The following is a 4584-nucleotide window of genomic DNA, read 5'->3' as shown; positions in this document are numbered from 1 at the left end:
AGCCGTGACCGGCGCAACTGCCTGACGTCACAAACAAGCGCCTTGTTCAGGCGTCCATGAAACAACGTGACATCGCCGTCGCGCCGCACCAGAGACACTCAGCCCTAGCCACCCATATTCATCGGATCCGCGCCATGGCACAGTGGAAGGCCGTGACCGCTGCAATTGTCTGAGTTTACCGACAAGCGACTTTTCGGCCGTTGATCAAACAACGTGACATCGCCGCTCCCACTGGACATCTTCTTCTTCGATGGTAATGGCCGACAGGTATCACTGCATCGCAACGCTGTGCCCTTGGATCAAGCTCCGATCGACGGGGGGAGTAACGTTCAGTACGTAGTTGAACTCCAGGCCGGCGGGCACCCTGATATATTGGCGGAACCTAACATACTTGAGCTAAACGCATGCAACGGCATTCTTGTTGATGAGCAGCTGCGAAATAGGACTAGGTGACCAACGAACGGCGTGCGAGCGGGGCTCGCAGGGCCCGGCGAATGTCTTTGAGGTCAAGGTGCTCCCGATTTGAATTTTGGATTCATACGACCGCGACCAAAACAACGTGACAACGCCCGTCCATCACATCAGCCCCTCGTGCGATCGATGCTCGACGCCTGGCATGATATCCCGCTTCGCCGCAATGTAGGATCGAAGCTTGTCGGTGATCGTCACACGCGGCGAACGGCCTTGTCCGGCGCAGGGGCGCCACGCGGCTTCCGCCATTGCGGCTCATATTTGGTCGCCGATCCATCCAAAATGCATCGCCTAAAGCGTGTCAACAACAGGGCATCGCGTTGCTTCACAAGCAAAGTCCTTGAGTGCGGTCACGCGAGCGCTCTGCAAACAGTCGTATATCGGGGTCGCACGATCGTCGCGGGGCGCGGTTGTCCCCAAGGCCGCTTTCTTCTGCAGGGCTTGCATTAGGCGAATTACCTTGCAGCGGGTCCGATAGATTTCTGCCGCCATAATACTCTTTCGCCGCTTTTTGGCAGACGTCGCGGTAGAACGCATCCGCATCCTCGACAGTATATCCAGCGCCCACAAAACAGCCACGGGCTATCTCATGAAGTGTATGCCGAATTGAGCTCGTGTCGTCGTATACGGCGTTGAAGCAGGCTACGATCACTATGACCTCCTTCTTTGAGAGACGTGGCTGACCACTCATCAAACGCGCGTGATTGATGCAGGCGACGCCGTTTGCGCATGTGAACGAGTCACCAAGTCCAGAACAATCTTCGAATCCGTCGCCCTTCTCATTCAATTTGAAGTGAGCGACGGGCAAGTTCTTCATGCCTGCGATTTCCCGGTGGTTCAGATCCTCAACCGACTCGGGATCATAGCCGCATCGCACTTCCTGGAGCCGAGTGTCGAGTTTGTGCAACCATGGGCCCACCAAACTGGAATTGCGCTTCAGCTTATTCTTTCCAGGATCCTCGAACATTAGCGTGGCATCGAGCTTTTCGGTTTCCTCCTTAGAGAGCAAACCATGCTCGATCAGAGTGTTCATCACAACGTTTTCGGCATGTCCCCAGTGCGCCTCAGCAGCATATACCTGTCTGAAGTTTAGGATGGTCTGACCGGCCGCAAACTGCGCCTGGTCGCTAAGGCCGAGGGTCTCATCGACCAAAAGGGGTTCGAGCGCCTCGACGCATTCCTTTGGGGATAAGCCCTTCTCGCTTCGCAAAGTATTCCTAACGTGCTGCGCGCCCTTGTTAATGAAGGGGTGAGTAATCGACCTTGACGTGTAGCCGTAGGCGCCGGTCTGGTCGTTGAAAACTCCCGTCAGTGCATACTTGTTCTTTTTATCATAAATTGGGCTTTTCGTTAGGTCGAAATCTTTCGGGACCTGAGGAGGCCCATACCTTTCCACGCAATTATCCTTCACGAGAAGGCCCCTCATGCAGTTCAGATTCAGGGCGAGCGACCGGCGCGCCTCAGCGGAGTCCACCCGCCGCGCAATGTGAACACTCGTAGCTGCCCGGTAGTCAATCATGGTGACAAATTGTCTATCGCCGCAGGTACGAATAGGATTTAGCGGCCGCTTGCTAAGACGCTGAGTTTCAGCGGTGCTCGTATGATACCGCGTGTGAAATTCTCGTGCTCTAGCCTGAGCCGTCCTGAGCCTTTCACCCGAGGTAAATCCCTTTTTTCCGTCATGCAGTGATGTGGTGGAGAGCGGAAAGTCATTGACGATCTCATTATAGGCATAGCCACCAGCAGCTATATACACGGCGTACTTCAACGCGCGCGCTGAAAGGCTTGATTGCGTTCCGCTATCCGTTGCCCCTTTGTCTCGTTGCTCTGCACGCCCAGTCTTTGGTTGTGCATGCTTCCCCGCAGGTGGCATTGCCGTACTCAGAGTTCGAAGCACAGCAGGTGAGTTGACCGCTCCATGGCGCGCAGTCCTTGTTCTCAAGGCCTGTCCCAGCCTGTTAACTATTCGTAGTGCCGAAAAGCCCTTAACTTGCCTGCTCCCAATTCGCATCTCACTAAGTCCTCTTGGAAAGCGATCGAATTCCGGTTGCCTTGTTTATGTTAAGGTGATTGATTTCGGTTATTTCGCCGCCTGTCAAGAAGGCCGGCGTTTTTCGCTTTCGCATGCTATCGCCTTCGAGAGTTATGCGGTGTGAGTTGTGAACCATACGGTCCAGGATCGCGTCAGCTAAAGTGGCTTCTCCGATCATTTCGTGCCAGGCGTTGCTGTTCATTCCCTGGTCCTCTCAATGGGCCAGACCTTACTTCAAAATGGATCATATCAACGGGGCAAAGTCATCATCGCGTTTTGGGAAGCCCGTGAGGCGAATTCAGCAAGATGTCGTATAAGCCGAAGGCAGGCAGAAATTCCACTTATCCCGGCTGTCCGATTTTTCCGAGCCAGCTCTGATTACCGAGTGAACGAATACACAAACAAAGAAAGAAAGAAAGAAAGGCTACAAAGCCATATATCCTGCCACCAAACCAAACCAAACCAAACCAAACCAAACGTTGGATGTGACGCGTTGTTGACTTAGCAATCCCGCTGCCCTTTGCAGTTCGCTAAAGTCGCGCCCTTTGGACTACACGGAAGCGGCGACTTCTATGGCGACCCAAGGGACACATTCAAAAGATATAAAAAAGCGGTCCAATAAGGAAGAGAGCCCCTCTCTATATAAGCCTCATTTCGTCAGTGCATCCACCACACAGTCAACTCTCCTCATTCTATATAAACCACACTCTTATCTTCCATCATACCTTCACCATGGCAGACAACTATCCAACCTACACGCGCCCCACCTTTGACAGCATCTGCCTGACGCAGTTGTCCACAGACGAGCGCAAAAATGGCCTTCAGCAGGCAGTCGATGCATATCGTGATTACCTCGAGACGGTCATGGAGGCTCAGAAAACGTGGCTGGCTGAGGCGCGGGCTCATGAACAAGCTGAGGTACTTCCTCAAAGAGATTTTGGGGAATTCGAAACGGAGCCCTGTATGACCGAAACTCCAATGGAAGAGATCGAGTTTGAAACCATCCCTCAAGATCCCTACCCCTTGTATGCCTATTTGCCCACAGATATTGTAAAAATCTGTGTTGAAGCCAGAAACTTAGAAGCAGTCCCACGTACATATTTTCCTGGGGTGGTGCTGGCGTTCGACCTCTATCCATTCAAGCCGTGGATCTCTCCTAAATGTATAAGTGATAAGTACCACCGGCGATGGTGCTATCAAGTGGAGCGTGAAAACATGGAGTCTTTCATCGCTATCTTTCCCACTGACCGCTTCCAGGCACAAGGAGATGGTGTATGGACCCGCGATTCAACAAAAGGGCACTTCGACATCGTGGCCCATGGAGAGATGAATTGGCCCCCCCGTATGCCTGAATCTTACTTGCCGGCTGCAACTGGTTGGGGGGAGGAGGAGGAGTAGTGTCACTCTCGCAGCCAACACGCGGTGCTGGTCCTGGCCCTCATCGCAATGTTTACGTCCGTCTCGTTTGCTTGTTATAGTATTTGTGTTGCCGTTGCTGTTATTTACCCTTTTTTGTTTTTATTTCTCGTTTCTGCGCCAGTGGCGTCATGTTGTTGTACTGTTGTACTGTTCGTTGATTTCAATTCAAAGCCAGGCCAGATGCTTGCATTTAGTACTTTTTTACAAACGACTGTACGCACAGTTATCTGCACTAAGACGTTGCACCAACACGAATAATAATATCGTCTATTTCATGCATAGTACGCTATGGTGACATGTTGCTGCACTTTTCAGTGAACCAATAACGGCCTTGCATACCTGCGTATATATACTTTCATTAGTATATTCGTTACCTCTACGGACGAGCAGATAGATTCCTCTCTATACCGGTATGATTATAAGCGAAAATGGCGATATACTGTACTGTACAAACGACAATTTATCAACTCTAGACATCGTAAAATACTAGTGCATATTTTTTGAGAGCACCTGGCATGACATTTACATCAGGATATATCCTGCCGCCGCCGCCGACCGGCAGCACATCGGCCAGTAGCTCCGCACGGCGATGTCACGTTGTCGGCAACTTAACGGGTGGCGGATAATTCGGTTGAGATGACCTCATCGACCATCAGCTACAA

At 51.8% G+C, this 4584-nt stretch carries 2 protein-coding genes and 3 pseudogenes; 2 read left to right on the top strand and 3 right to left on the bottom strand.

The features are described from left to right. Positions 1 to 65: 65 nt before the first annotated feature. Positions 66 to 173: pseudogene (locus FFR93_RS40000) on the top strand (IS6 family transposase); the annotation flags it as partial. A 409-nt stretch (positions 174 to 582) separates the two neighbouring features. Here FFR93_RS40000 and FFR93_RS39990 read toward each other — a convergent pair. The 3 genes and pseudogenes from FFR93_RS39990 to FFR93_RS39980 all read right to left on the bottom strand — a co-directional run. Then, a pseudogene (locus tag FFR93_RS39990) lies at positions 583 to 687 on the bottom strand (IS6 family transposase); the annotation flags it as partial. Positions 688 to 796: 109 nt separating this feature from the next. Beyond that, positions 797 to 2482, bottom strand: a complete 1686-nt coding sequence (gene xopAG / locus FFR93_RS39985; RefSeq protein ID WP_138397184.1) for a XopAG/AvrGf1 family type III secretion system effector — start codon at positions 2480 to 2482, stop codon at positions 797 to 799. Positions 2483 to 2486: 4 nt separating this feature from the next. Next, positions 2487 to 2696, bottom strand: a pseudogene (locus FFR93_RS39980) (ATP-binding protein); the annotation flags it as partial. A gap of 539 nt (positions 2697 to 3235) precedes the next feature. Between FFR93_RS39980 and FFR93_RS39975 the strand changes: the two are divergent. Continuing rightward, complete coding sequence (locus FFR93_RS39975; protein ID WP_246661430.1) at positions 3236 to 3901, top strand: RolB family protein; 666 nt, start codon at positions 3236 to 3238, stop codon at positions 3899 to 3901. Positions 3902 to 4584: the final 683 nt, after the last annotated feature.

Source organism: Rhizobium sp. MHM7A (genome assembly GCF_005862215.1).
Lineage (GTDB): Bacteria > Pseudomonadota > Alphaproteobacteria > Rhizobiales > Rhizobiaceae > Rhizobium > Rhizobium bangladeshense.
This window is presented reverse-complemented; position numbering and strand designations above follow the sequence as displayed.

Bases quoted from the DNA above. Each gene is read 5' to 3' on its own strand.
- xopAG (WP_138397184.1), bottom strand. From the start codon at position 2,482: ATGCGAATTGGGAGCAGGCAAGTTAAGGGCTTTTCGGCACTACGAATA.
- FFR93_RS39975 (WP_246661430.1), top strand. From the start codon at position 3,236: ATGGCAGACAACTATCCAACCTACACGCGCCCCACCTTTGACAGCATC.